This is a genomic window from Latilactobacillus sakei subsp. sakei DSM 20017 = JCM 1157 (genome assembly GCF_002370355.1).
Lineage (GTDB): Bacteria > Bacillota > Bacilli > Lactobacillales > Lactobacillaceae > Latilactobacillus > Latilactobacillus sakei.
This window is the reverse complement of the sequence record NZ_AP017929.1, coordinates 435,883-459,637: the sequence shown is the minus strand read 5'-3', so window position 1 is coordinate 459,637 and position 23,755 is coordinate 435,883. Positions and strand designations below refer to the sequence as shown.

Below are 23,755 nucleotides of genomic sequence, written 5' to 3'. Positions count from 1 at the left end.
TTTAATCCGAATTTTTGGACAAATTTGTCAGCATAACCTGATACGGTGTTTGCCAGTCGAGTATTTTAAGCGGTCGCTGGTTAATTTGGAGTAACGTCGTCGTTAAATCTTGAGCACTAATGTGCTCAAAACGAGTCCCTTTAGGATAAAAATAACGTAAATTCCGATTAAAGCGTTCATTACTACCACGTTCAGCTGGCGTATAAGCATGGCAGTAATAGGTCTTAATACCATATTGTGATTCAAGTGATACTAGCCCACTAAACTCAGTGCCACGGTCCACAGTAAAGCTGTGCACCGGACCATTAAAAGTGGTTAGGAACTTAGTTAGTGCTTCATTAACAGTCGCTGTCGTCCGATCTTTTAACCGGTATGCCCAAAGGAACCGTGATTTGCGATCGATTAAAGTTAATAAAACTGCCTTACTATGCCCACGAGGACCAACGACTGTATCTAGTTCAAAATCGCCGATGCGATTACGTTGATTAATCATCATGGGACGCTGTTCAATTGATCGCCCCAAAGATTGATTATATTTGGATCGTTGGTCAACGTTACGCCGTTGGCGTACGCCATGTTCAGGTAGATCATTCAAGGAGAAACAAATTCTCCCCTGATTTAGCCAATTATAAATAGATTTAGTAGCTAGTTTAAATTCGTGAGCAATCATTCCTGGTGACCAGCTTAGACGTAAATGGTTGAGAATTTTTTGCTTTAACTCATCGCTCAGCTTAGTTTTCCGACCACATCGTGATCGCTTGTATTCGGCATCTGTTTGTGCTAATTCAGCCTGATAAGGTTGACATCGAGATAATTCATAAGAAATTGTTGACGGTGATCGGTTCAGCCGAACGCCCATTTGGATATTGGACAGCCCTAGTTCACAAAAGGTTTCGATTTTAATTCGTTCGGAATAGGTTATACTAGACAAAAGATCAGCTCCTAAAAGATGGGTTTGTGGTAAACACCATTTTAAAGGAAGCTGATCTTTTTTGTCCGAACAGCGTTCGGATTAATTTTACAATCTACCACATAATCAAAATATTTTTTGATCATGAACCGTACAGTGTGCTCTTCTCAATTGATAATAAGGCCTTTGGTGCAAACTGTGAGCTGGGTCCTGGGAGCTTGCTTCCATTCATTAAAAGTCCCGTTTATCGTCTCTTAGTGCAGCTTAAAATACCAACGGTGGGCCCATTTTAGCCACCTCGCATGAATCTTTATATTCAACACAATTTGTAGATCAATCAGATCGTCCACCGATTTGCATAGACACCGCATATAGTGATACAATGATTGCCTAACCACTATATATAGAAAAAGGGCGATGATTAGTTACGGAAACCATAAATATTCTCTACATCAGTTTGAGTGGCAACACGAAATATTTTATTAGCAGACTGACAACATACTTTGAAAAAGAACGTCATGTTCGGGTTAGTTCCATTAATGTTAAAGAACACCCTGAATTCACCACTCTTGACCAGCCGTTTGTTACCTTCCTACCAGCCTTCATTAAAGGTGGTAATGGGGTTAATAACGGTTATACTGAAATATTAACTACTATTTTGGGAGATTACCTCGCGTACGAAGGCAATTACCAGCATTGCTACGGTATTATCGGTAGCGGTAATCGTAATTTTAATAAGCAGTTTGCACTCACGGCTAAACAATATGCTAAACGCTTCGATTTTCCTTACATTACCGATTTTGAGCTACGTGGCACCGTACACGACATTCCTCGCATTGCCGATGCCATCTTAACCTATCGCGATCAATTTTGTTTTCAAACAACAAAGGAGTAATCCCTAATGATAACTAGCACCCCAGAAATGGAAAATACCTATTTTTACTTAAATAACCTCGTAAATATCCCAAGCAACGGAGAAATTCCGCTACATTATGATCAAGAAGCCCTAAAGGCTTATTTCGAAGAGACAGTTAAACCGAAGACCAAGCAATTTGATTCGTTAAATGCCAAGTTAAATTACTTGGTTGACGAAGATTATATCGATCCAAGTATCCTGGAACAATACTCTCACAAGTTTGTGCAGTCCTTGTTCGACCAAATGAGAGACCATCACTTTCGTTTTCGCAGCTTTCTCGGTGCCTACAAGTTCTACACACAATATGCCATGAAAACTAATGATGGCCAGAAATTTTTGGAAGACTTTGTCGATCGCGTCGTCTTCAATGCCCTCTATCTCGCTAATGGTGATGAACAACTTGCCAATGACGTTGCCGATGAATTGATTTCACAACGTTATCAGCCTGCCACCCCCACGTTTCTCAACGCGGGTAAAAAACGGCGCGGTGAAATGGTATCATGTTTTTTAATCGATGTGGCCGACTCCATGCTCTCAATTGGACGTGGCGTTAATTCTGCCCTTCAACTATCTCGAATCGGTGGGGGCGTCGGCGTTAACCTGTCAAACTTGCGCGCCTCAGGTGATTCTATTAAGCAGATTTCCAACGCCTCGTCTGGCGTTGTACCAGTGATGAAGTTACTTGAAGACTCATTTAGCTACAGTAACCAACTTGGGCAACGGAACGGCGCCGGAGTGGTTTATCTCAACGTCTTCCATCCTGACATCTTACATTTTCTGGATACCAAAAAGGAAAATGCGGACGAAAAAATTCGGGTGAAGACCTTGTCCCTCGGTTTGATTGTTCCTGATAAATATTATGAATTACTCAAGACTAACGAACCAATGTATCTTTTTAGCCCCTATGATGTCGAACGTGAATATCGTACGCCATTTGCTTACATCGATATCACCAAAGAATATAACAACATGGTCGCTAACCCCAATATTAAGAAGTCAGTTTTTAACGCGCGGAAACTAGAACAAAAGATTTCTCAACTCCAACAAGAATCTGGTTATCCTTACATCTTGAACATTGATACGGCCAACCAAACTAACCCTGTCGATGGCAAAATTATTATGAGTAACCTTTGTAGTGAGATCTTACAGCCTCAAGAACCGTCAAAACTTGATGACGACCTATCGTACAAGACAATTGGCACCGATATTTCATGTAATCTCGGATCAACTAATATCATGAATATGATTGACTCGCCGGACTTCGGTCACTCAGTTGAGGTTGCTGTTCGTGCGCTCACCCTCGTAACTGACACAACCGACGTTAAGGAAGTACCGACTGTTAAACATGGTAACGAACTTTACCACACGATTGGATTAGGGGCTATGGGTCTGCATACTGCCCTTGCACGCCACCAAATTGAGTATGGCTCACCAGAGGCCCTTGAATTTACTGATGCCTACTTCCTAGCTTTAAACTACTATTCACTCGTTACGAGCAATCGAATTGCCCGTGAACGCCACGAAACCTTCGCTAAATTTGACCAATCAAAGTACGCTGATGGCAGTTACTTCGATCAATACTTGAACGCAGACTTTAAATTTAAGAGTACCAAAGTTGCAAAAATCTTCAAAAATATTAAATTACCATCTGTTACAGATTGGAAGGCACTCAAGCAAGCTGTGATTACTGGCGGCCTTTATCATCGTAATAGACTCGCTGTGGCACCGAACGGGTCAATTTCGTACGTCAATGAAACAAGTGCATCACTTCATCCAATCACACAATTAGTAGAACAACGTCAGGAAAATAAGGTAGGCTCAATCTTCTATCCAGCACCTTACCTGTCTAACGAAACTTTGCCTTACTACACACCCGCATATGATATTGATCAACGAAAAATTATTGACACCTATGCCGTAGCTCAAAAGCACATTGATCAAGGCATGAGTCTGACACTATTTATGCGTTCAGTTTTGAAACCTGACCTTTACGAGTGGAAGGACAATAACAATTTAAAGATGACAACCCGAGACCTTAACCGGTTACGGAATTACGCCTGGACAAAAGGCATTAAGTCACTTTATTACATTCGAACGTTTACAGAAGACGATGAAATTAAAACGGCAAATGAATGTGAATCATGCATGATCTAGGAAATTCACTTGGGGTCTTACCGTCCGTTTAACACACCGGCATACGTTATTGGGTCACAAGACCCATATACCCATGAATCCTAATTAAGGAGACGAACAAATAACGATGGACTACTTATACTACAAAGCAATTAACTGGGATGATATTAAAGATAATTTCGATAAATACATGTGGGAACGACTCACCACTAACTTTTGGTTGGACATTCGGATTCCCATCACGAATGATCAAACGGCTTGGCAACAGCTATCAGATACTCAACAACAGGCCATTACTCGTATGTTGGCAGGTACATCAATGTTAGCCGTCTACCAATCAGAAGTTGGCACCCCTGCTATTCGCCACGATCGGCGAACTCAACAAGAAGAATCCGTATTAAACACCATTACCTTTATGAAATCAGTCCATGCCAAAAGCTGTACGACCATTTTCCGGGCTCTGATTCCGGGTAACGGCGGTGAAAGTTTTACTTGGGCAGATGATAATGCCAATCTGCAAGCTGAAATTGACCAACTAGCCCAAATGAGCACTAGCGATATGGCCTTACAGAAAAAAGCCCTTTTTATTCTGACTGAAACTGGGCTCTCGTTTGGTAAATACTGGACAATACTTCAAACACAGGCTCTCGTCAATACTTACCAAATGTTGGCTAATATTCTCCGCGGTAGCGCTCTTTTTAGTGCTTATATTGGTTACAAATTTCGCCTCAGATTTGAAGAACTCACTGTAAGTGATCAAACCGAACTGCAGTATTGGATTAATACACAGTTTGATCAACTCATGCAAACTGAAAAAGACTTCTTAGAAGCTAACCTTGACGATGCCACCGAAGCCATCAATCTGGCCTCCTATGGTGCCAATCATGCATTAATGTCACTTGGCTTTAACGCTGTCTACGAAGTTCAACCGTCTTCACTAGTGGCGCAACTCAAAGAACTGATGATTGACCAAAATCAATTTTTGCAACAGGTAACGGCTGCAAACAATGAATCGGACACTGAAAAAATGACCGATAACGACTACGACTTTTAAGGAGCATTCAACTAATGAGCTATAAAACAATTAATTGGGACGTCATCGAAGACGAACTTGACGAATATGTATGGGATAAAGCAACGGCACAATACTGGCTGGATACGCGAGTACCTGTTTCTAATGATTTACGGGACTGGCGGACACTCTCTGGCACCGAAAAATCGGTTATCAATCGGGTTGTGGGTGGATTAGCCTTGCTGGACACACTCCAATCCGAAGAAGGAGTCGACGTGCTGCGGCCCGACGTTCGGACACGAAAAGAAGCAGCAGTCCTCAATGACTTTTTGATGATGGAGTCAATTCATGCCAAAAGCTACGGCACTATTTTGACATCTTTGAACGATCAAGCCACTGTTGACGAAGTATTCAAATGGATGAACAATAATCCCAGAATGCAATACAAAGCCAAACGGATCAATGATATTTATCAAACGGGAAACAACCTTGAAAAGAAAGTTGCAAGCGTCTTTCTTGAAGGAATTTTGTACTACACCAACTTTTTTACCCCACTTTGGTACCGTGGTAACAATAAGCTGGCAAATCTTTCTGAAGTTATCAAACTGGTGATCCGCGATGAATCTGTTCATGGTACCTACCTCGGCTACAAATTTCAATTGGGATATAACGAGCTATCGGCGACTGAACAAAAAACATTCAAAAAGTGGATGGATGAGTTGCTCGACGATCTCCTTGAGAACGAGTTTGCGTTCACCGAAGAAGTTTACGCGCCGATTGGGTTAGCGGAAGACGTTAAACAATTCGTTCACTACAACGCCAACAAGGCGCTCCAAAATATGGGCTTTGAATCCCGCTTCCCCAATGCTGAGATTAAAGATATCAACCCAATCGTAATGAACGGAATTTCAACCGAAACGGCTAATCATGATTTCTTCTCACAAGTTGGTGCTGGCTATCTAATGGGTAATGCTGAAGCTATGAGTAGCGGCGACTATGACTTCTAACATAGGCTTCTAGGCATAATTAAAATTTAAAAAAGGCTAATGGTAGATTGTAAAATTAATCCGAACGCCCATTTGGATATTGGACAGCCCTAGTTCACAAAAGGTTTCGATTTTAATTCGTTCGGAATAGGTTATACTAGACAAAAGATCAGCTCCTAAAAGATGGGTTTGTGGTAAACACCATTTTAAAGGAAGCTGATCTTTTTTGTCCGAACAGCGTTCGGATTAATTTTACAATCTACCAAATGCATAAAAGATTTCTGAATTGTATAGAAATAGGGAATGCCTTCCCTTATGATATTTAGTAACCACAGAAAACATCACAGGAGGCATTCCCCATGAATGAACTTACCACAGAAATTATCGCTGCACTAGCCCAAAAGCAAGATTTGGACGAAGTTTTTCGTCACCACCTCGAAATTGCGATTAACCAGCTGCTTCAAACCGAATTGGCAGAGTTTTTGGGTTACGAACGCTACTCATACGCTGGGATTAACACTGGTAATAACCGCAACGGCAGTTATGAGCGCTCGTTTGATACGAAGTACGGCCAACTTAACTTAACCATTCCTCGAGATCGCAATGGCCGGTTTGAAAATCATACCTTGCCAGCCTACGGTCGGCACAGTGATAATTTAGAAACAACGGTCATTCAGTTGTATACCAAGGGAATTACCACTGCTGAAATTGCCGAACTCATTGAGAAAATGTACGGTGCTCACTACTCCAAAGCCACGGTTTCCAACATGACTAAAGCCGTCAATGAACAGGTTCAAGCTTTCCAGCAACGTCGACTGGCTTCACAATATGCGGCCATCTTCTTAGATGCCACTTACTTGCCGTTAAAGCGGGATACCGTTCAAAAAGAAGCCGTTCATATTGCGATTGGCATTCGTCCAGATGGTACGAAAGAAGTGCTGAACTACCAAGTGGCGCCAGCGGAATCGACTGGAATCTGGACTGAACTGCTGGGAACCTTGATCAAGCAAGGCGTTAAAGATGTGCTGTTGTTTGTGGCCGATGGGTTAGTTGGTTTGGATGAAGGCTTGAATCGGCATTTCCCTAAAGCCAAACGACAACGTTGCCTGGTTCATGTTGGGCGGAATCTGATGAACAAAGTTCGCGTAAAAGACCGCAAGGCCGTGATCAGTGACTTTAAACAAGTTCATCGGGCCGCCAACCGTGAAGCAGCCGAACTGAAACTGAATGAGTTCGCCAACAACTGGCATCAGACCTATCCCAAATTAATCAAAGATCTGCTTAAAATGCCGAATTTACTCACTTTCATGGACTTTCCACCAGCTATCCGGCAATCACTATACTCCACTAACCTGATTGAGAACTTTAATAAGCATCTCAAGCGCACCACCCATCACAAAGAACAATTTCCAACGGAAGATTCACTGGATCGCTTCCTGGTTTCTCAGTTTAATGTTTATAACGAGAAGTCTCTGAAGCGGATCCAACGAGGGTTCAAAGGACTCCAGGACACCTTGGAAGCATCATTTATTTAAGTTAGATACATATTATATGTACGAAGGCATTTCATTTACACAAGATTCTTGACGCTACCCAATTTTTTTTGTTATAGTCAAAATAAAGCCAGCGAAAGCGAGGAGGACGTCATGAAACAATACACGAAATTTTTACTGATGATTCTTGTCTCTACAGTTATTATGTATGGGTTAATGTACCTTAATGTGTTCCAATTAGATCATATTTTTCTAAGCCAAACGCGACTGTATATGGCGCTAATTATGGGCGCCACCATGGCCATTGTAATGCTGTTATTCATGTGGTCAATGTACCAGAATAAACGTTTGAACCGCCTGATCCTACTTGGTAGTGCGGTGATATTTGCTGGCTCGCTTTATCTAGTTCGTAGCCAAGCGACCGTGCACGATGCAGCTTGGATGCAAGAAATGATCCCCCATCACTCGACCGCGATTCTAACCAGTGAACGCGCGCAACTCAGGGATCCGGAAGTCAAAGCCCTCGCACAGAAGATCGCTAAAACGCAACGTGAAGAGATCACGGAGATGAAACGATTATTGAAAAAAGTTGCCGATCAATAGCTGATAAAAAATAAGGAAGTTGACCAATCGGGCCAACTTCCTTATTTTTTAGGCTTATTAATCAACCGCAACGATCTGACCAGTCGCGATCGGTAACGTAACGTGTGCATCATAGTGGCCGACCATTCCGGCAACACTTTCTGGCAAGTGCACGTTAGCAGTCACGCCGTGAATATAGATCACGCGTTTTTCAAGGTGTAATTCCGACTCACCAAATGCTTTTTTAAAGTTAGCTTGTAGCTCACTTAATGGGACTTTCTTCTCATAAGTAAAATCACCGTGCTCATCCGCAGTTGGATAGCGGTCATGGGGAATATCCATATGTTCTGGGGCATCGTCAAAAGGTACCATCGTCGTCCCCGAAACGGCTTCAGTCTCCATGAGATCAACAAAACCATCTGCATTCGCATCCTGTGCAGCCGTTGCGATCAACGCCTGCTTACCATCCGGAAAGCCATGAAAATGTTCCCAATGCTGCATATTGGCCGGCGTGTTGTGCATTGTGATCTTAATCGTTAATTCATCATCTGCAATTGCGAACGTCGCTTCGCCATAAGCAGCCGTTCCAATCTTATCCGCATTCAATGGTACAATTTGTGCTGCATAGTGTGTGGTCATCAGCAAAACCTCCTTGTATTACCTGAACAATGATCAATAGCTACGCCGCTAGTATAACACAGTTCAGCGCTTACAAGTACCTGATTAGGCCAAGCAAGCAGTTATAGCATATTCTTAATTATGCTATGTGTAAAGTACCTACGGCGTAAAAATAGCGCAATTCAGCACGTCCTTAAAAGAACGAGTTTCCTTGCGCTTACATAAAAGCGGACAACTTTTATTCGATATCGGGTAGATTGTAAAATTAATCCGAACGCTGTTCGGACAAAAAAGATCAGCTTCCTTTAAAATGGTGTTTACCACAAACCCATCTTTTAGGAGCTGATCTTTTGTCTAGTATAACCTATTCCGAACGAATTAAAATCGAAACCTTTTGTGAACTAGGGCTGTCCAATATCCAAATGGGCGTTCGGATTAATTTTACAATCTACCAGTTGGCAAATTACAAGTTTAATCCGAACAAGCCCGGAATCTTTCAATGGCAGTCTGTTGATGATGTATTTTTAATGGTCGTTGATTAATTAGTTCAAGTGCTGCTAGGATCTCATCAGTCGTTACTTGGCTAAAATTGGTCTTTTTCGGGAAGAACCAGCGTAACCGTCTATTAAAATATTCATTGGAACCTCGCTCTCATGGTGAATATGGATGGCAAAAATAAACTTTGATCTGATAATCCTGTTCTAAGGCCTGATAATTGGCAAACTCTTTACCATGATCAACAGTAATGGATTTTACTTGGGGACCGAAGGCCCCCATAAACTTGCCAAAGGCGGTGTTTAGAGCCTTAGCCGTTCTATTAGGGGCTTTGATGGCCCATAGAAGTCGGGTCTTACGTTCTACGAATGTAACCAGACATGATCGTGACTCACTTCGACTAGAAAGCACCGTATCTACTTCCCAATGACCAAAAGCTAACCGTTGATTAACAGTTGTTGGCCGTTGTTCGATGGAAGTCCCACTTGTAAATTTCCCACGATTTTCGCTCACTCGGTGCTGGCGGACATTCCGATTGGGTAGATCAGTCAATTTGAAGGGGAGCCAGCCACGATTAAGCCAATTATAAATTGACGCAGTGCTCAAGTTATAAGCGGCCGCAATGGTTTCTGGTGACCAGGTTAATCGTAAGTAATTGGTAATTAAAGTCGCTAATGCTGCCGTCAGCATCGAACGACGACCGCAATTCCGCCTTTTGCGATCTGCATCTTGCTGAGCTAATTCTGGATCATAAGGTTTAACTCGGTCCAACTCATAGCTAATCGTAGCTTTGGCGACGCCTAAGGCGTCAGCCATTACTTGGTAAGATTTATTCCCCTCATTGACCAGTTGTGCTAGTGCGCCACGTTGAAAACGTGATAAAGTAGATGTACCCAAAGTAATCACTCCCTATATTGGTTGGAATTAGCTACTACCATTGTAAGTGATTGCTTTGGGCTTTTTAATTTCTGTTCGGATTAATTATAGAATTTGCCAAATCGAAACCTTTTGTGAACTAGGGCTGTCCAATATCCAAATGGGCGTTCGGCTGAACCGATCACCGTCAACAATTTCTTATGAATTATCTCGATGTCAACCTTATCAGGATAAATTAACCAAAGGCCGCTGAAAGTACTCAACTGGCAAACATCTTACCAAGTAATGCTGAATAATTTGTCAAAAATTCGGATTAAATTTGCAATCTACCACTGAATAAAAATAGTCCATTTTTTTAGTATAAGAGCACACTGACAGGGTGTAAAGTTCTTCGCACAACAAAACGCCAACGATCCCTATCTAAGAGTCGCTGGCGTTGATTTTTAAACTCTTGTGCTACTTAACAGGGTATCCATGAAATCATTGGAATCCCCAACGTACGCATAATCTGATTTGGTAAAAATGGGCGCATCCGGATCGGTATTTACCGAAACAATCGTCTTCGCATTTTCGATTCCCACTAGGTACTGGGTGGCCCCCGAGATACCGAAGTTAATCAATAAATCGGGTGCAATAGACTGGCCGCTTTGTCCAATTTGGCTTTCATGTCCAAATTCTGCGTGATCGGTTAATGGCCGAGAAACACCGACCATTCCGCCCAGACGAGCCGCTAATTTCTGCGCTTTTTCGATCAGTTGCGGGTTATCAGCCCCCCGTCCTAAGGCAATCACCACACCGGCATCACTAATGTTGGCCGAACTACTGATAATTGGTGTCGGTTTTTCCATCTTAATGTGTGCTTCTGGATGAAATTCAAAGTCCACGTTCGTTACTTGCGTAGCAACTTGCGCTGGTTCAGCCTGAAATACATTGGGCCGGACCGTTGCCATTTGTGGCCGGCGATCCGCACAAATGATTTCACACATGATGTCATCACCATAAGTTGGCTTCACTTGAACCAGTGTTTCACCATCAAAGTAGACGTCTAAACAGTCCGCCGTTAACCCTGTTTGGAGTTTTGCCTGTAACCGTGGGGCCACCGACCGCCCAACCACCGTTGCTGGAATCAGCATGCTGTTAGGTTGAACCTGTTTCACGACCTGATAGAGGCCATCCGCAATCTCGGTGTCCGTCGCTGCCGCAAACCGGTCGTCGGCTAACACAAAAATTTCATCGGGACCGTACTGCTTGACCGTCGCAACGGTTTGGTCCGCGTCGCTGGTCGGCAATAGAGCCACCACACGCTGACCGTTCGCAATTGCTCTGGCCTTGGTAATCAGTTGTAAACTGGTCGGCTCCACCATCGAACCGTCCGTTTGCACATAAACTGCAATCATTGATTGTGCCATTTTATTCACCCCGCTAATTTCGAATCCGCGCCAGCAGTTCTTTGACTGCCGTTGCACTGTCATCACTGAGTTGAACCGTTTGACGGCTCTCACGTTTTGGTGCGTACACCTTTTGTACTGTGGTTGGCGAACCGGCCTGACCAATGCGTGTTGCATCTAAGTCGAGATCGTGTTCCGTCCACACGTCGATTGGTTTTTCAAAACTGGTTTGAATGTTAACCGGTGTTTCGTAGCGTGGGGTGTTTAATTCACTGCGCACTGTTACAACGGCTGGCAATGTCACTTGGACACTTTGCGTTGCGCCATCCAATAAGCGTTGGCCGTACAAGGTGTGTTCATCGACAAACCGCAGTTCTTCAGCAAAGGTGACCTGGGGCACGTTTAAGTATTCGGCCACGATCGGTCCGACTTGGCCGGTATCCGCATCGACTGCTTGGCGTCCCAACAATACCAAATCCACGCCACCAATTTTTTTAATTGCCTGACTGATTAGATAGCCGGTTGCGAGGGTATCGGCGCCCCCAAAGGCCCGTGAGCTGAGGAGAATGGCCTGATCAGCCCCCATTGCGAGACCGTCGCGCAGCGAACTCATGAATCCGTCCGGCCCCATGCTCAGCAAAATGACTTCTCCACCAAGTTGATCTTTAATCCGGAGTGCTTCTTCGATCGCATTTTTATCAAATGGATTGATGACCCCTTCGACATTATCCCGCACCATATTGTTCGTCTTGGGATCGATTTTGACCGAATCACTTCTTGGTACCTGTTTAATGCAGACCACAATTTTCATGTTGTTCACCCCTTACTGATTAACCTGTTTTAGTGCAATTTCACCGCTCATCCGTTCTACCGTACCTTCAGCAATTTCCATGGCCCGCGCATCACGAATGAGGTGCTCGATCGGATACTCGCGACTATACCCGTAGCCGGCCAGTACTTGAAGCGCCATATCGCCGCACCGGACCGCCGAACGACTTCCGTACGATTTTGCCATCGCGGCAACTTTGGCATACGACTGTCCCGTGATCTTCAACTGTGCCGCATGCTGATACAGTAGCTCCGTGTTCTGACGGGCAATCGCGATTTCTGAAATTTTTTCTTGAATGGTTTGTAATTCATAAAGCGGGGTATCGAGTGCTTTACGCTGCTTCGAATAGTCGACCGCAATCTGTAATTCGTGTTCCATAATGCCCGTGAGGACGGCGCCCATCAAGATCCGCGCGTCGTCGTGGGCGTTATTGCCGATTTCGAGGCCTTGGCCGATCTGACCAAGTAGGTGGTAACCCGGCACCTTGATATGATCCATCACAATTTCGCCGACGGGTGTCCCGCGTAGACCAATGAAGTCTTCACGCTTTCCAAATGAAAAACCAGGCATATCCTGATCCACGACAAACACGGCCATTTGATCATCTTCCGTTTTTGCCAACACACAGTATACCTGGGCGAGGCCGCCGTTCGTGATCATAATTTTATCGCCGGTAATGATCCAATCATCGCCACTCTTCACAGCCCGCGTAGCAATCCCACGCGGGTTTGAGCCCCCAGACGATTCAGTCTGCGAGAAGGCAAAAATTCGATGGGCCGCACTCGTCAGATACTCATCCTTTAAGCGCTGATCACCATACTTTAAGAGCTGTTCCAACGTCTTAAAGTGGCCTTCCAGTGTAACTGCCATGCTGGCATTACCAATGGCCATCAGGTGAATCGCCTTGGCAACGCTGTTATAGCTAATGCCTGCTCCGCCATATTCACGTGGTAGTGTCATTGTTAACAAGCCATTATCGATCACTTTTTGGAATAAGCCTTGCGGATAATCACCCTGGGCGTCGATTTCCATATCCAGCGGTGCTAGTTCATTTTCGGTAAATTCACGGACCATTCTATGCAACATTGAAGCCGCCATTTTTTCTTGGTTTTCCATTCCGTGCCACCCCTTTTAGTTTAATAATTCACAATATCTCGCCTTCTATTGTATATTCCATTATTATATTAGTCAATACGAGCATTTTAAGTATCTAGAACTATTTTATAAACTTGATGGACGTCAAGTTTATATCTCCCAAAAGCTAATACACTTTAGTCGAACTAAAATTAAGGGAGAGATCATATGCAACATAATATTCTTAAATATGGCAAATTACAAGTTTAATCCGAATAAGCCCGGAATCTTTCAATGGCAGTCTGTTGATGATGTATTTTTAATGGTCGTTGATTAATTAGTTCAAGTGCTGCTAGGATCTCATCAGTCGTTACTTGGCTAAAATTGGTCTTTTTCGGGAAGAACCAGCGTAACCGTCTATTAAAATATTCATTGGAACCTCGCTCTCATGGTGAATATGGATGGCAAAAATAAACTTTGATCTGATAATCCTGTTCTAAGGCCTGATAATTGGCAAACTCTTTACCATGATCAACAGTAATGGATTTTACTTGGGGACCGAAGGCCCCCATAAACTTGCCAAAGGCGGTGTTTAGAGCCTTAGCCGTTCTATTAGGGGCTTTGATGGCCCATAGAAGTCGGGTCTTACGTTCTACGAATGTAACCAGACATGATCGTGACTCACTTCGACTAGAAAGCACCGTATCTACTTCCCAATGACCAAAAGCTAACCGTTGATTAACAGTTGTTGGCCGTTGTTCGATGGAAGTCCCACTTGTAAATTTCCCACGATTAAGCCAATTATAAATTGACGCAGTGCTCAAGTTATAAGCGGCCGCAATGGTTTCTGGTGACCAGGTTAATCGTAAGTGATTGGTAATTAAAGTCGCTAATGCTGCCGTCAGCATCGAACGACGACCGCAATTCCGCCTTTTGCGATCTGCATCTTGCTGAGCTAATTCTGGATCATAAGGTTTAACTCGGTCCAACTCATAGCTAATCGTAGCTTTGGCGACGCCTAAGGCGTCAGCCATTACTTGGTAAGATTTATTCCCCTCATTGACCAGTTGTGCTAGTGCGCCACGTTGAAAACGTGATAAAGTAGATGTACCCAAAGTAATCACTCCCTATATTGGTTGGAATTAGCTACTACCATTGTAAGTGATTGCTTTGGGCTTTTTAATTTCTGTTCGGATTAATTATAGAATTTGCCACAATGAAAGGATTTTATAAAGGTATAGGGCCTTAAGTAATTGTGTAAGCGATGAAAGAATGACTTTGGTCAAAGTTGAAGTTTTACTTGAGATTAAAATCGATGGTCTACCTGAATTTGTCGGTAAATGGAGGGATTTCGTGGTAAACTTCAGATGGAGAAGCTTGCCAATAAATGAAAAAGGAAACGCTCATGATTACAATAAAAGATATTGCGCGTCGGGCTGATGTCTCAGTCTCAACCGCCTCACGTGCGCTAAATAATAATTCAAGAATTAGCCTTAAAACGCGTGAACGAATCCAAAAACTCGCCAAGGATCTTGATTATCTGCCAAATTATACCGCTAAGAACCTGACTCGCGGTGAAGCAAACGTCGTCGGAGTTATTTTTCCAACGGTGGAAAGTTCCTCACCGGAGAATCCGTTCTATATTGATATGCTCCGAGGCATCAATCAGTCGCTAGTCGCCCGACACTATGTTTTATCAATTGCGATTGGGAGCCGAGTTGAAGAGGTCCTTGCTAACGTGACGGCCATGGTTCAACAGGCAAAGGTCAAACGGTTCGTTCTACTATATACGGATGAGAATGATCCGGTCGTTGACTATTTGCGTCGCGAAAATTTGGACTTTGTGGTTATTGGTCAGCCAGTTGGAGATTTGCCGGATCGATACGTCGATAACGACAATGTTCAGGCTGGGCGAGATGCCACAATGGCAATTCTTCAAAATGGCGGGGTTCGAAACCCACTATTTGTTGAATCCGAATATGAGTGGCAATACGAGCGAAATCGCCGAATGGGCTACGAAAAGGCGATGGCGGAAGTCCAATTAGAACCGCTAGTATTTAGATTACCAAAACGCGTTTCTGAAACAGCAGTCGAGGTATTTTTGAATCAGCACCAAGAGGTCGATGCGGTAATTGCAACCGACGATGTTGGCTTGCTGCGGTTTAATCGGGTTTGGAGCAAAATTCGACACACAAAGAAAATTCCGATGATGAGTTTCAATAAGAGTGAGCTACTAGCGTTGATTGACCAAGATGTCCGCATGGTTGATATGCGGCCGGAAATGCTGGGCAGTCGCGCGGTAGAATTGTTATTTACCGATCGAAATGTTCAAAAATTAATTGTGCAGTACGAGTTGTGAGCAACAACTCTTTTTTATTTTATTTTTGTGCAAACGGTTGCACAAATTATCAAAGCGGTTTATAATTCATTTTGTTAAGAAAAATGGGTTCACATAACCCAAATAAACAGGGAGTGACAAATCATGGAAAATGATTCAGCACAAGGCAACACGGCTACAACGCCAAAAACCAAGCCAATGCCAAAATTGTCTATCGCGACAATTTGGATGATTAGTTTCGGATTCTTCGGTGTTCAAATGGCTTTCTCTTTACAATCTTCACAAATGGGGCGGATCTTCCAAACTTTGGGAGCTGATCCAACCAAATTAGGTTTCTTCTTTATTCTTCCTCCACTAGCAGGTTTAGTGGTTCAACCATTAGTTGGCTATTATTCAGATAAAACGTGGATGCCTAAAATTGGTCGTCGATTACCTTACCTTTTGATGGGATCGTTAGTCGCCGTCATCGTTATGTTCTTACTACCAAACTCTGGTAGCTTAGGATTTGGTTATGGATCACTTGCAGCACTTTGGTTCGGTGCCATCACAATTCTCTTCATGGATTTATCGTCTAACGTTGCCATGCAACCATTCAAGATGATGGTCGGGGACATGGTGAATGATGAGCAAAAAGGATTTGCTTACTCAATCCAAAGTTTCTTATCAAATAGTGGTTCAGTGCTAGCTGCAATTTTCCCATACCTCTTAACTGGTTTGGGTGTTGCTAACATTGCGCCAAAGGGTGTCATTCCGAACTCAGTTATTTTCTCATTCTATACAGGTGCCGTTATCTTAGTTATCTGTAGTGCCTTCACTATTTTGAGAGTTAAAGAATATACACCCGCAGAATATAACGCCTATCACGGTATTACTGAAGCAGATGTTCAAGAAAAAGTTGGTTTATTTACACTTTTGAAACGTGCTCCTAAAGTATTCTGGACGTTAACTCTTGTTCAATTCTTCTGCTGGATGGCCTTCCAATACCTTTGGACTTATGGTGCAGGTGCCGTCGCCAAGAACGTTTGGCGCGCAACAGATCCTGCAAGTGCTGGCTATCAAGCCGGTGCCAACTGGTTCGGTGTTCTATCCGCAATTTACGCTTTAGCTGCCGTTGTTTGGTCATTAGTTCTTGCTAAGATGCCAAATGACAAGCACAAGCCAATGTACGCAACTAGTTTAGTATTAGGTGCCGTTGGGTTTGCCTCAATTTTCGTTGTTCATAATCAATGGGTTCTCATCCTCTCATTCTGCTTGATTGGTATTTCATGGGCCGCAATGATGATGTTCCCATTCACCATTTTGACCAACGCACTTTCAGGTGCCAACATGGGCTCGTACCTTGGTCTATTCAACGGAAGTATCTGTTTACCACAAATCGTTGCTTCAGTATTGAGTTTCGCTTTGTTCCCATTGATGAGCTCATCAATGCCAGGGATGGTTCTCTTAGCCGGTATCTTGATGTTAGTCGGTGCCTTCTCAGTAAGCAGTATTAAAGAAGTATTCGCATAAAAATTAAAGGAGTCTGAATGATGAAACGAACATTTGACGTATCACCGTGGCACATTGTGACCACTAAACTTAATCCAGACGATAAACGTCTTCAAGAATCAATGACCAGTCTTGCAAATGGTAACCTCGGCATGCGTGGATTCTTTGAGGAAGGTTACAGTGGCGACACGCTTCCCGGAATCTACATTGGTGGCGTTTGGTTTCCAGATAAGACAAAGGTTGGCTGGTGGAAAAACGGCTATCCTAAGTACTTTGGCAAAGTGATTAATGCAATCAACTTTATCAAGGTTGGCATTAAAATCAACGGTGAAGTTGTTGATTTGGCTAAGGACAAGGTGAGTGACTTCAACCTTGATTTAGATATGCAACAGGCCGTTCTCGAACGGGTTTTCACTGTTGAAAAGGGTGGCGCAAAGGTTCAGATTTCATTTGAACGATTTGTCAGTGCTGCAACTAAGGAACTCGTTGTTCAAGGGATTATCTTGAAGAATGTGGGTTCTAAAGAAGCTAAGGTTGAATTCAGTTCATCCGTTGATGCTGATGTACAAAATGAAGACGCCAATTACGATGAAAAGTTCTGGGACGTTTTGAAAGTTGCTAAGACTGATAATGAAGCCGAAGTTATTGCGGAAACAAAGCCAAACGACTTTGGAACACCACAATTTACGGTTGGTGCTTTATCAACAGTTGTCACGGACTGGAACAGTGAGTCTGCAGACCAAACCGATGTCTCAGCGACGAACCATTTTAGCGGAACACTGGCTGCTGGTGAGCAAACAATTATCCAGAAGCGCACAGTTGTTGTGTCATCACGTGACTTCCCTAAACAAGCTGATCTTGAGGCTCGTTTAACCCAATTAAATAAAGAAATTTCTGCAACATCATACAGTGATTTATTCAACGCCCACAAAGCTGTTTGGGCAAATCGCTGGAACGTTTCTGATGTTAAAATTGCTGGCGACGATGAAGCGCAACAAGGAATTCGTTTTAACCTATTCCAGCTCTTCTCAACGTACTATGGCGAGGATTCTCGTTTGAACATCGGACCTAAAGGCTTTACCGGTGAAAAATACGGTGGTGCCACATACTGGGATACAGAGGCCTTTGCGGTTCCCGTTTACCTTGGTGTTACGGATCCAAATGTTACCAAAAACTTGTTGAAGTATCGTTACCAACAAATTGACGGTGCCTTCCATAATGCTAAGGAACAGGGCCTTAAGGGTGCTTTATACCCAATGGTTACGTTTGATGGGATTGAATCTCATAACGAATGGGAAATTACATTTGAGGAAATTCACCGTAACGGCGACATTGCCTACGCAATTTACAACTACACAAACTACACTGGTGACAAGTCATACGTTCAGCATGAAGGCGCCAAGGTCTTAACGGAGATTTCACGTTTCTGGGCTGACCGGGTTCACTTCTCAGAACGGAATGGCAAGTACATGATTCATGGTGTTACTGGCCCTGATGAGTACGAAAATAACGTTGATAACAACTGGTATACCAACATTTTGGCACAATGGACGTTGAAATATACGCTTGAAATTTTGCCAGAGGTTGCACCAGAAGTTGCTAAAGACTTAAACGTCACTGACGCTGAAAAGAAACAGTGGCAAGACATTGTGGACAGAATGTACCTTCCTGAAGACAAGAAGTTAGGAATTTTCGTTCAACACGATGGCTTCCTAGACAAGGATATCAAGCCAGTCAGCTCACTTCCTAAGGATCAATTGCCACTTAACCAAAACTGGTCATGGGACAAAATTCTTCGTTCACCATACATCAAACAAGCCGATGTTCTTCAAGGAATCTGGGACTTTATTGATGACTTTACACCTGAACAGAAGAAAGCCAACTTTGATTTCTATGAGCCATTAACGGTTCATGAATCAAGTTTGTCAGCTTCAATCCATGCCATTTTGGCAGCTGATCTTCATTATGAAGAAAAGGCAACCGAATTGTATGAACGGACAGCTCGTCTCGATTTGGATAACTACAATAATGACACGGTCGATGGTTTGCACATCACAGCTATGACCGGTGGCTGGTTAGCCATTGTTCAAGGATTCGCTGGCATGCGAGTTCGCAACGGTGAGTTACACTATGCACCATTCCTACCTAAGAAATGGCAGTCATACCAGTTCCGTCAATTGTTCCGCGGTCGTTTGATTGAGGTAACGGTTGATCAGTCTGGTACGAAGCTTGACTTGCTCGATGGCGACCCAATTACGGTTGACCTCGATGGTAAGAAGGAAGAGCTTAAATAGGACTAAAAAAAGGGCAAGAGTGGGAAACTGCTCTTCGCCTTTTTTATTAAAAGAAAGTGGGTGAGACTGGTGGAATCGACTGTTAAAGATTTTGGCCATTTAGAAAATGGTGAGTTAGTCAAAGAATTTACGATTACAAATAAAAATGGTGTGAGCCTCCGCACAATCAGTTACGGAGCAACCTGGACTGGCTACTTTGTGACACCAGAGAAGAATATCATTTTAAATTTTGATAACGTGCACGAATATGAAACGAATCCCTTTCATTTAGGAAACACCATTGGTCGGGTGGCAGGACGGTTGAGCGGCCATACGTTTAACGTCGCTGGATTCAGGGTCAATTTGAAGCCAAACGAAAATAAAAATGTGCTACACAGTGGTAACACGGGCATTGATCGGCTCAATTGGCATGGCGAGATTATTCTAGACGACCAATCTGCCAAAATTCGATATACCATGCAACAGAAAGCAATTTTTCCTGGGACGTTGGAAATGGCCATCACCTATTCTTTAGATGAGGATAACCATGTTTCCGTACAATATGAGGGACGCAGCAACGTGGAAACCCTATTTAATCCGATGACGCATGTTTACTTTAATTTGGATGGACCGGACGCGCCAATCAAGGATGAATTCTTGAAGATAGTTGCGGATAGGCATATCGTGGTAAATGAAGAAAAGATTCCAACGGGTGAAATACAGGTCGTTGAAAATACCCCGTTTGATTTTACAAACCTTGTTAAGCTGGGCGATCAATGTGAAAAACTTGGCGGCAACGAACAGTTTGATGATGCCTTTAAAAAGCCGGATACATCGCTAGGCGTAACACCAAGCTTGTTACTAGTTGATAGCGCAAAGCAGCATCAATTAGAAATGGGCAGTGATCGCAATGGCGTCATTATTTTTAACGTCAATCCCGATTGCATTGGCAAAGATGCGGATTGGCTTGCTGCTCATCCAGATAACGGACTGGCTGTGGAATTACAAACGGTCCCAGATGCGATTCACCACGACGGATTTGGCGACATTGTTTTACCCGCTAATCAAACTAAAACTTACACATCAACTTATTACTATTCGGAGGGATAACCATGAAGTTTGAAGATATTAAGGGATTTGCATTTGATTTGGACGGCGTCATTGCTGATAGTGCCCGATTGCACGCTAAGGCATGGCACCAAACGGCGGATGAAGTTCATTCAGAATGGACACCAGAACTAGCGGAAGCCTTGAAGGGTGTCAGCCGCATGGATTCACTGGAAATGATTTTGAAGGCGGGTGGCCATGAAAATGACTACACCGAGGATGAAAAGGTGGCTTTGGCTACCGAAAAGAACACCAAGTATTTGAAGCTGGTTGAATCATTAACGCCAGATGACGTGCTACCAGGGATGAAAGCCTTCTTAGACGAATTAAAAGCTAGCGGCTATAAAATGTCCGTCGCTTCAGCCTCAAAGAACGCCCCTGCAATTTTGAAGCAGTTGAAAATTACCGACTACTTTGAAGGCGTGGTTGATCCAGCCAAATTGCATGCCGGAAAACCAGATCCAGAAATCTTCAGTTTGGCGGCCGGTGTGATGGACTTAGCACCAGAAGTTGTTGCCGGTCTAGAAGATTCAGGTGCTGGCATTAAGTCAATTAATGCTGCGGGTGAACTTTCAATCGGGATTGGTAATCAATTGATGGAAGCGGATGTGCGCTTTGCGGATACGAGTGAAGTTTCGTTAAAAAATATTAAAGCTAAATTAGGCTAATCATTGAGCCGGCACTGTTTTTAGGGCTCTCTGTCAAATCCTGTTGATAGATAGTCTTACAGAACTAGAAGCTAAGCGGCTTCTAGTTCTGTTTTTGTATTTGGTTTTGTTCTCGTTTGTTGAAGCTTAATCCGCGAGATTAAATGATGGAAATTTCTAAATCCAAACGCAGTCCGCTGAATCTGCTTAATCATCCGATTAATACCTTCAATTGGACCGTTAGAATACTTAGATTCACTGGCATTCAAGACAATTTCCAGATTACTTTTAAACGTTTTTAGTGTTTCCTTCATTTGAAAACTTAGGTTTTCATTTTTGTAGAGATAGTAGACAATGCCATCTTTGTCATGATTTTTAAGACAGGACATGATACGGCTCCTATGATGGAATTACGGACAAACTGTTCGATATAATACATCATAAAGGAGCTTTTTATTATGGCAATTAAATATTCAAATGAATTTAAAGAATCGATTGTTAGCTTAAGTCAGACTGGCCGTTCGGCCAACTCACTGGCTAAAGAATACAACGTCAGTGTTTCAACGGTCACTAAGTGGATTAAACAAGCTGATCCTAACAACACTAAAGTGCTATCATCAAATGAACGTGCTCTGATTAAAGAAAATAAACGGTTAAAAGAAGAACTTGATATTTTAAAACGAGCGGCGGTGCTCATGGCAAAAAGCTAATTATTAAAGGGCGTGCCCTCGTGTTAGAAGTCGTCAACGCTAATTTACTTGCTGGGCACCGCATTACGCGTATCTTATCAGTACTCAAAATTCCGCGCTCAACCTACTATGATTATCTACATTGGCAGCCAAGTAGAACTGAACGCCGCCGGCATTTAATTAAACAAGAAGTGTTAACGGCTTGGTTAAGATATCCAATGTATGGCTACCCACGATTAACGATCTTACTAAATCAACAGTCTGATATTCACGTTAGTCAGCGTCTGGTCTATCAACAAATGTGTGAATTAGGGATTAGATCTAGAATGGTTAAACGAATCAATAAGCCAACCACTCAGACTGATTATGATCAGCGACCAAACTTGATTAAGCAGTTAACTGATCAATCTGGTATTTTATTGACTGATATTACGTACATTCCCCTTAACCATACTTGGTGTTACCTAGCTAGTGTTTATAATCCAGTAACCCGACGGGTTATTGCTTACCAACTTAATACGCAGATGACTAAAGAACTAGCGACTAACGTTATTACCCAAGTCATGGCGCAAGCAGTTAAACCACAAATTATTCATAGTGATATGGGAAGCCAATACACAAGTGACTTATTTGAAAACACTTTATCGAAGTATAGTATCAAGCATTCTTACTCCCGAAAGGGTCAGCCCGGCGATAACGCGCGAATTGAAAGTTTTCATTCAATTTTGAAACGTGAATACGTTAATTTCCAAGATTTTAAGACAATTCATGAAGCAATCGCCGGAATTGATAACTATATTCGTTGGTATAACAGTGATCGTATTTCACTTGTAGCGTAGCTACAGGCTATTAAATTCAATAATGTTGGGGCTTATTTAATATACTCTAAAGCGTTTTTAAAATCTGAACGGGACTAAAACTTCGGCCTCCGAAAATTAAATTAAGTAATTTAAATTGAAAGTCAAATTTGCTCGTACTTTTATGTCCGGATTCTTGACATAGGAGCCTAGAGCTTACAATGGATTGAGTTATCAATAGGAAATATGCGAAATCGGTTGAATCACATAATATTAGTCTTGCGTATGCAGAACAAAGATGGCTGGATGATGCGATTAAATTGAATTTACAAGATACCAAAATATATATTAACTTAGCTAATCTATACAGTAAGCTAAATTAAGTCTCAATAACTGTACAGTTTTTGAGACTTATTTAAAAGTGTGCTATACTGGGATTTGTAGAGTCTCATATTCTTAGTCTCAGAAAAGAGTGATATTTTTGGTTAAAATTTATGGTTATGCCCGGGTTTCAACTTCAAGTCAAAATTTAGAAGAACAAGTTGCTCAACTTGTCGACGCTGGTGTTAATCCTCAAAATATTTATTCTGAAAAATTTATAGGCACAACAACTCACCGACCTATTTTTGATCTACTATTAAACACAATTTCTAGTGGTGATACTTTAGTCATTACAAAACTTGATCGGTTCGCTCGAAATACGCGTGAAGCCTTAAATAGTATTGAACCACTGTTAGATCAAAATATTAGTATTAAAGTTCTCAATCTAGGGACTATCGAAAATACACCAATGGGCAAAATGATTGTTCGAACCTTGTTGTCCGTTGCTGAGATGGAACGTGATATGATTGTCGAACGAACCCAGGCAGGTAAAGAATATTCCAAGAAACACAATTCTAAGTTTAAAGAAGGTCGCCCTAAACGAAAGATTGGCCCCCATGAAATGGCAATTTATGAATATTATCAAAACCATTCCATCAAAGAAACCACTGAAGCTTTTAATACTTCTAAAGCGACACTCTTCCGAATCAAACAACAAATTGAAATAGGCGTATAATTAGACGCTGAACAATACAAGATTAATGTATATTTTCTAGAAAGAAT

18 protein-coding genes and 6 pseudogenes are annotated in these 23,755 nt (G+C 42.6%); 15 read left to right on the top strand and 9 right to left on the bottom strand.

The features are described from left to right. Window position 1: 1 nt before the first annotated feature. Window positions 2-931: an IS30-like element ISLpl1 family transposase gene (locus tag LEUCM_RS02260; protein ID WP_085391442.1), complete on the bottom strand. Its 930-nt coding sequence runs from the start codon at window positions 929-931 to the stop codon at window positions 2-4. 415 nt (window positions 932-1,346) lie between these two features. Here LEUCM_RS02260 and nrdI point away from each other — a divergent pair, with 415 nt between their 5' ends. From nrdI to nrdF, 4 genes are all read left to right on the top strand, one after another. Continuing rightward, window positions 1,347-1,805, top strand: coding sequence for a class Ib ribonucleoside-diphosphate reductase assembly flavoprotein NrdI (nrdI, locus tag LEUCM_RS02250; protein ID WP_076631995.1), 459 nt, complete (start codon window positions 1,347-1,349; stop codon window positions 1,803-1,805). Between the two features lie 27 nt (window positions 1,806-1,832). Then, the gene (nrdE, locus tag LEUCM_RS02245; protein WP_025016512.1) at window positions 1,833-3,980 is read left to right on the top strand and encodes a class 1b ribonucleoside-diphosphate reductase subunit alpha; all 2,148 of its coding nucleotides are present in this window, start codon (window positions 1,833-1,835) and stop codon (window positions 3,978-3,980) included. Window positions 3,981-4,086: 106 nt separating this feature from the next. Next, the gene (locus LEUCM_RS02240) at window positions 4,087-5,013 is read left to right on the top strand and encodes a ribonucleotide-diphosphate reductase subunit beta (protein WP_025016513.1); all 927 of its coding nucleotides are present in this window, start codon (window positions 4,087-4,089) and stop codon (window positions 5,011-5,013) included. Window positions 5,014-5,027: 14 nt separating this feature from the next. Further along, complete coding sequence (gene nrdF / locus LEUCM_RS02235; RefSeq protein WP_016265840.1) at window positions 5,028-5,978, top strand: class 1b ribonucleoside-diphosphate reductase subunit beta; 951 nt, start codon at window positions 5,028-5,030, stop codon at window positions 5,976-5,978. Window positions 5,979-6,032: 54 nt separating this feature from the next. On the opposite strand, the pseudogene LEUCM_RS09845 reads toward nrdF, so the two are convergent. After that, a pseudogene (locus LEUCM_RS09845) lies at window positions 6,033-6,122 on the bottom strand (IS30 family transposase); the annotation flags it as partial. A 194-nt stretch (window positions 6,123-6,316) separates the two neighbouring features. On the opposite strand from LEUCM_RS09845, the gene LEUCM_RS02225 reads away from it, so the two are divergent. Beyond that, entirely contained in the window at window positions 6,317-7,492 is a 1,176-nt protein-coding gene (locus LEUCM_RS02225; RefSeq protein ID WP_025016529.1) for an IS256 family transposase, read from the top strand. A gap of 111 nt (window positions 7,493-7,603) precedes the next feature. After that, window positions 7,604-8,053: a DUF305 domain-containing protein gene (locus LEUCM_RS02220; protein ID WP_025016530.1), complete on the top strand. Its 450-nt coding sequence runs from the start codon at window positions 7,604-7,606 to the stop codon at window positions 8,051-8,053. A gap of 57 nt (window positions 8,054-8,110) precedes the next feature. On the opposite strand, the gene LEUCM_RS02215 is transcribed toward LEUCM_RS02220, so the two are convergent. Further along, on the bottom strand, window positions 8,111-8,671 hold the full coding sequence (locus LEUCM_RS02215) for a hypothetical protein (protein ID WP_025016531.1): 561 nt from the start codon (window positions 8,669-8,671) through the stop codon (window positions 8,111-8,113). Window positions 8,672-9,000: 329 nt separating this feature from the next. On the opposite strand from LEUCM_RS02215, the pseudogene LEUCM_RS10060 reads away from it, so the two are divergent. Further along, a pseudogene (locus LEUCM_RS10060) lies at window positions 9,001-9,090 on the top strand (IS30 family transposase); the annotation flags it as partial. Between the two features lie 31 nt (window positions 9,091-9,121). Here the strand turns inward: LEUCM_RS10060 and LEUCM_RS02205 are convergent. Continuing rightward, window positions 9,122-10,042, bottom strand: a pseudogene (locus tag LEUCM_RS02205) (IS30-like element ISLsa1 family transposase). 67 nt (window positions 10,043-10,109) lie between these two features. On the opposite strand from LEUCM_RS02205, the pseudogene LEUCM_RS09840 reads away from it, so the two are divergent. Continuing rightward, window positions 10,110-10,265 (top strand): annotated as a pseudogene (locus tag LEUCM_RS09840) (helix-turn-helix domain-containing protein); the annotation flags it as partial. 199 nt (window positions 10,266-10,464) lie between these two features. Here the strand turns inward: LEUCM_RS09840 and LEUCM_RS02200 are convergent. From LEUCM_RS02200 to LEUCM_RS02185, 4 genes and pseudogenes are all read right to left on the bottom strand, one after another. Beyond that, window positions 10,465-11,430, bottom strand: coding sequence for an electron transfer flavoprotein subunit alpha/FixB family protein (locus tag LEUCM_RS02200; RefSeq protein WP_016265835.1), 966 nt, complete (start codon window positions 11,428-11,430; stop codon window positions 10,465-10,467). Window positions 11,431-11,443: 13 nt separating this feature from the next. Next, entirely contained in the window at window positions 11,444-12,220 is a 777-nt protein-coding gene (locus tag LEUCM_RS02195) for an electron transfer flavoprotein subunit beta/FixA family protein (RefSeq protein WP_016265834.1), read from the bottom strand. 12 nt (window positions 12,221-12,232) lie between these two features. Continuing rightward, window positions 12,233-13,354 (bottom strand): acyl-CoA dehydrogenase family protein, encoded by a 1,122-nt coding sequence (locus LEUCM_RS02190; protein ID WP_025016521.1) that lies wholly within the window; start codon window positions 13,352-13,354, stop codon window positions 12,233-12,235. A gap of 224 nt (window positions 13,355-13,578) precedes the next feature. Then, a pseudogene (locus LEUCM_RS02185) lies at window positions 13,579-14,427 on the bottom strand (IS30 family transposase). Window positions 14,428-14,717: 290 nt separating this feature from the next. Here LEUCM_RS02185 and LEUCM_RS02180 point away from each other — a divergent pair. The 5 genes from LEUCM_RS02180 (at window position 14,718) to pgmB (ending at window position 21,186) form a co-directional block, all read left to right on the top strand. Next, window positions 14,718-15,671: a LacI family DNA-binding transcriptional regulator gene (locus tag LEUCM_RS02180; protein WP_025016504.1), complete on the top strand. Its 954-nt coding sequence runs from the start codon at window positions 14,718-14,720 to the stop codon at window positions 15,669-15,671. Between the two features lie 177 nt (window positions 15,672-15,848). After that, a complete protein-coding gene (locus tag LEUCM_RS02175) occupies window positions 15,849-17,159 on the top strand; it encodes an SLC45 family MFS transporter (protein WP_025016503.1) in 1,311 nt (436 codons plus the stop codon). Between the two features lie 20 nt (window positions 17,160-17,179). Then, complete coding sequence (locus tag LEUCM_RS02170) at window positions 17,180-19,432, top strand: glycoside hydrolase family 65 protein (protein ID WP_096695387.1); 2,253 nt, start codon at window positions 17,180-17,182, stop codon at window positions 19,430-19,432. Window positions 19,433-19,501: 69 nt separating this feature from the next. Beyond that, the gene (locus LEUCM_RS02165; protein WP_016265828.1) at window positions 19,502-20,521 is read left to right on the top strand and encodes an aldose epimerase family protein; all 1,020 of its coding nucleotides are present in this window, start codon (window positions 19,502-19,504) and stop codon (window positions 20,519-20,521) included. Window positions 20,522-20,523: 2 nt separating this feature from the next. Next, window positions 20,524-21,186 carry a beta-phosphoglucomutase gene (gene pgmB, locus LEUCM_RS02160; protein ID WP_016265827.1) on the top strand — a complete coding sequence of 221 codons (663 nt, stop codon included), beginning with the start codon at window positions 20,524-20,526 and terminating at the stop codon, window positions 21,184-21,186. Between the two features lie 71 nt (window positions 21,187-21,257). Here the strand turns inward: pgmB and LEUCM_RS02155 are convergent. Continuing rightward, window positions 21,258-21,557, bottom strand: a pseudogene (locus tag LEUCM_RS02155) (transposase); the annotation flags it as partial. A 66-nt stretch (window positions 21,558-21,623) separates the two neighbouring features. Here LEUCM_RS02155 and LEUCM_RS02145 point away from each other — a divergent pair. Further along, window positions 21,624-22,693 (top strand): IS3-like element IS1520 family transposase gene (locus LEUCM_RS02145; protein WP_133285957.1). Its coding sequence is split into 2 segments (ribosomal slippage): window positions 21,624-21,840 and window positions 21,840-22,693, totalling 1,071 coding nucleotides; the frame shifts between segments, so codons are not numbered across the junction. Window positions 22,694-23,132: 439 nt separating this feature from the next. Beyond that, a complete protein-coding gene (locus tag LEUCM_RS02140; protein ID WP_025016499.1) occupies window positions 23,133-23,708 on the top strand; it encodes a recombinase family protein in 576 nt (191 codons plus the stop codon). The last annotated feature ends 47 nt before the right edge of the window (window positions 23,709-23,755 follow it).

Coding starts and splice junctions, on each gene's coding strand:
- pgmB (WP_016265827.1), top strand. CDS start 20,524: ATGAAGTTTGAAGATATTAAGGGATTTGCATTTGATTTGGACGGCGTC.
- LEUCM_RS02220 (WP_025016530.1), top strand. CDS start 7,604: ATGAAACAATACACGAAATTTTTACTGATGATTCTTGTCTCTACAGTT.
- nrdE (WP_025016512.1), top strand. CDS start 1,833: ATGGAAAATACCTATTTTTACTTAAATAACCTCGTAAATATCCCAAGC.
- LEUCM_RS02195 (WP_016265834.1), bottom strand. CDS start 12,220: ATGAAAATTGTGGTCTGCATTAAACAGGTACCAAGAAGTGATTCGGTC.
- LEUCM_RS02170 (WP_096695387.1), top strand. CDS start 17,180: ATGAAACGAACATTTGACGTATCACCGTGGCACATTGTGACCACTAAA.
- LEUCM_RS02175 (WP_025016503.1), top strand. CDS start 15,849: ATGCCAAAATTGTCTATCGCGACAATTTGGATGATTAGTTTCGGATTC.
- LEUCM_RS02240 (WP_025016513.1), top strand. CDS start 4,087: ATGGACTACTTATACTACAAAGCAATTAACTGGGATGATATTAAAGAT.
- LEUCM_RS02200 (WP_016265835.1), bottom strand. CDS start 11,430: ATGGCACAATCAATGATTGCAGTTTATGTGCAAACGGACGGTTCGATG.
- LEUCM_RS02190 (WP_025016521.1), bottom strand. CDS start 13,354: ATGGAAAACCAAGAAAAAATGGCGGCTTCAATGTTGCATAGAATGGTC.
- nrdF (WP_016265840.1), top strand. CDS start 5,028: ATGAGCTATAAAACAATTAATTGGGACGTCATCGAAGACGAACTTGAC.
- LEUCM_RS02225 (WP_025016529.1), top strand. CDS start 6,317: ATGAATGAACTTACCACAGAAATTATCGCTGCACTAGCCCAAAAGCAA.
- LEUCM_RS02180 (WP_025016504.1), top strand. CDS start 14,718: ATGATTACAATAAAAGATATTGCGCGTCGGGCTGATGTCTCAGTCTCA.
- LEUCM_RS02215 (WP_025016531.1), bottom strand. CDS start 8,671: ATGACCACACACTATGCAGCACAAATTGTACCATTGAATGCGGATAAG.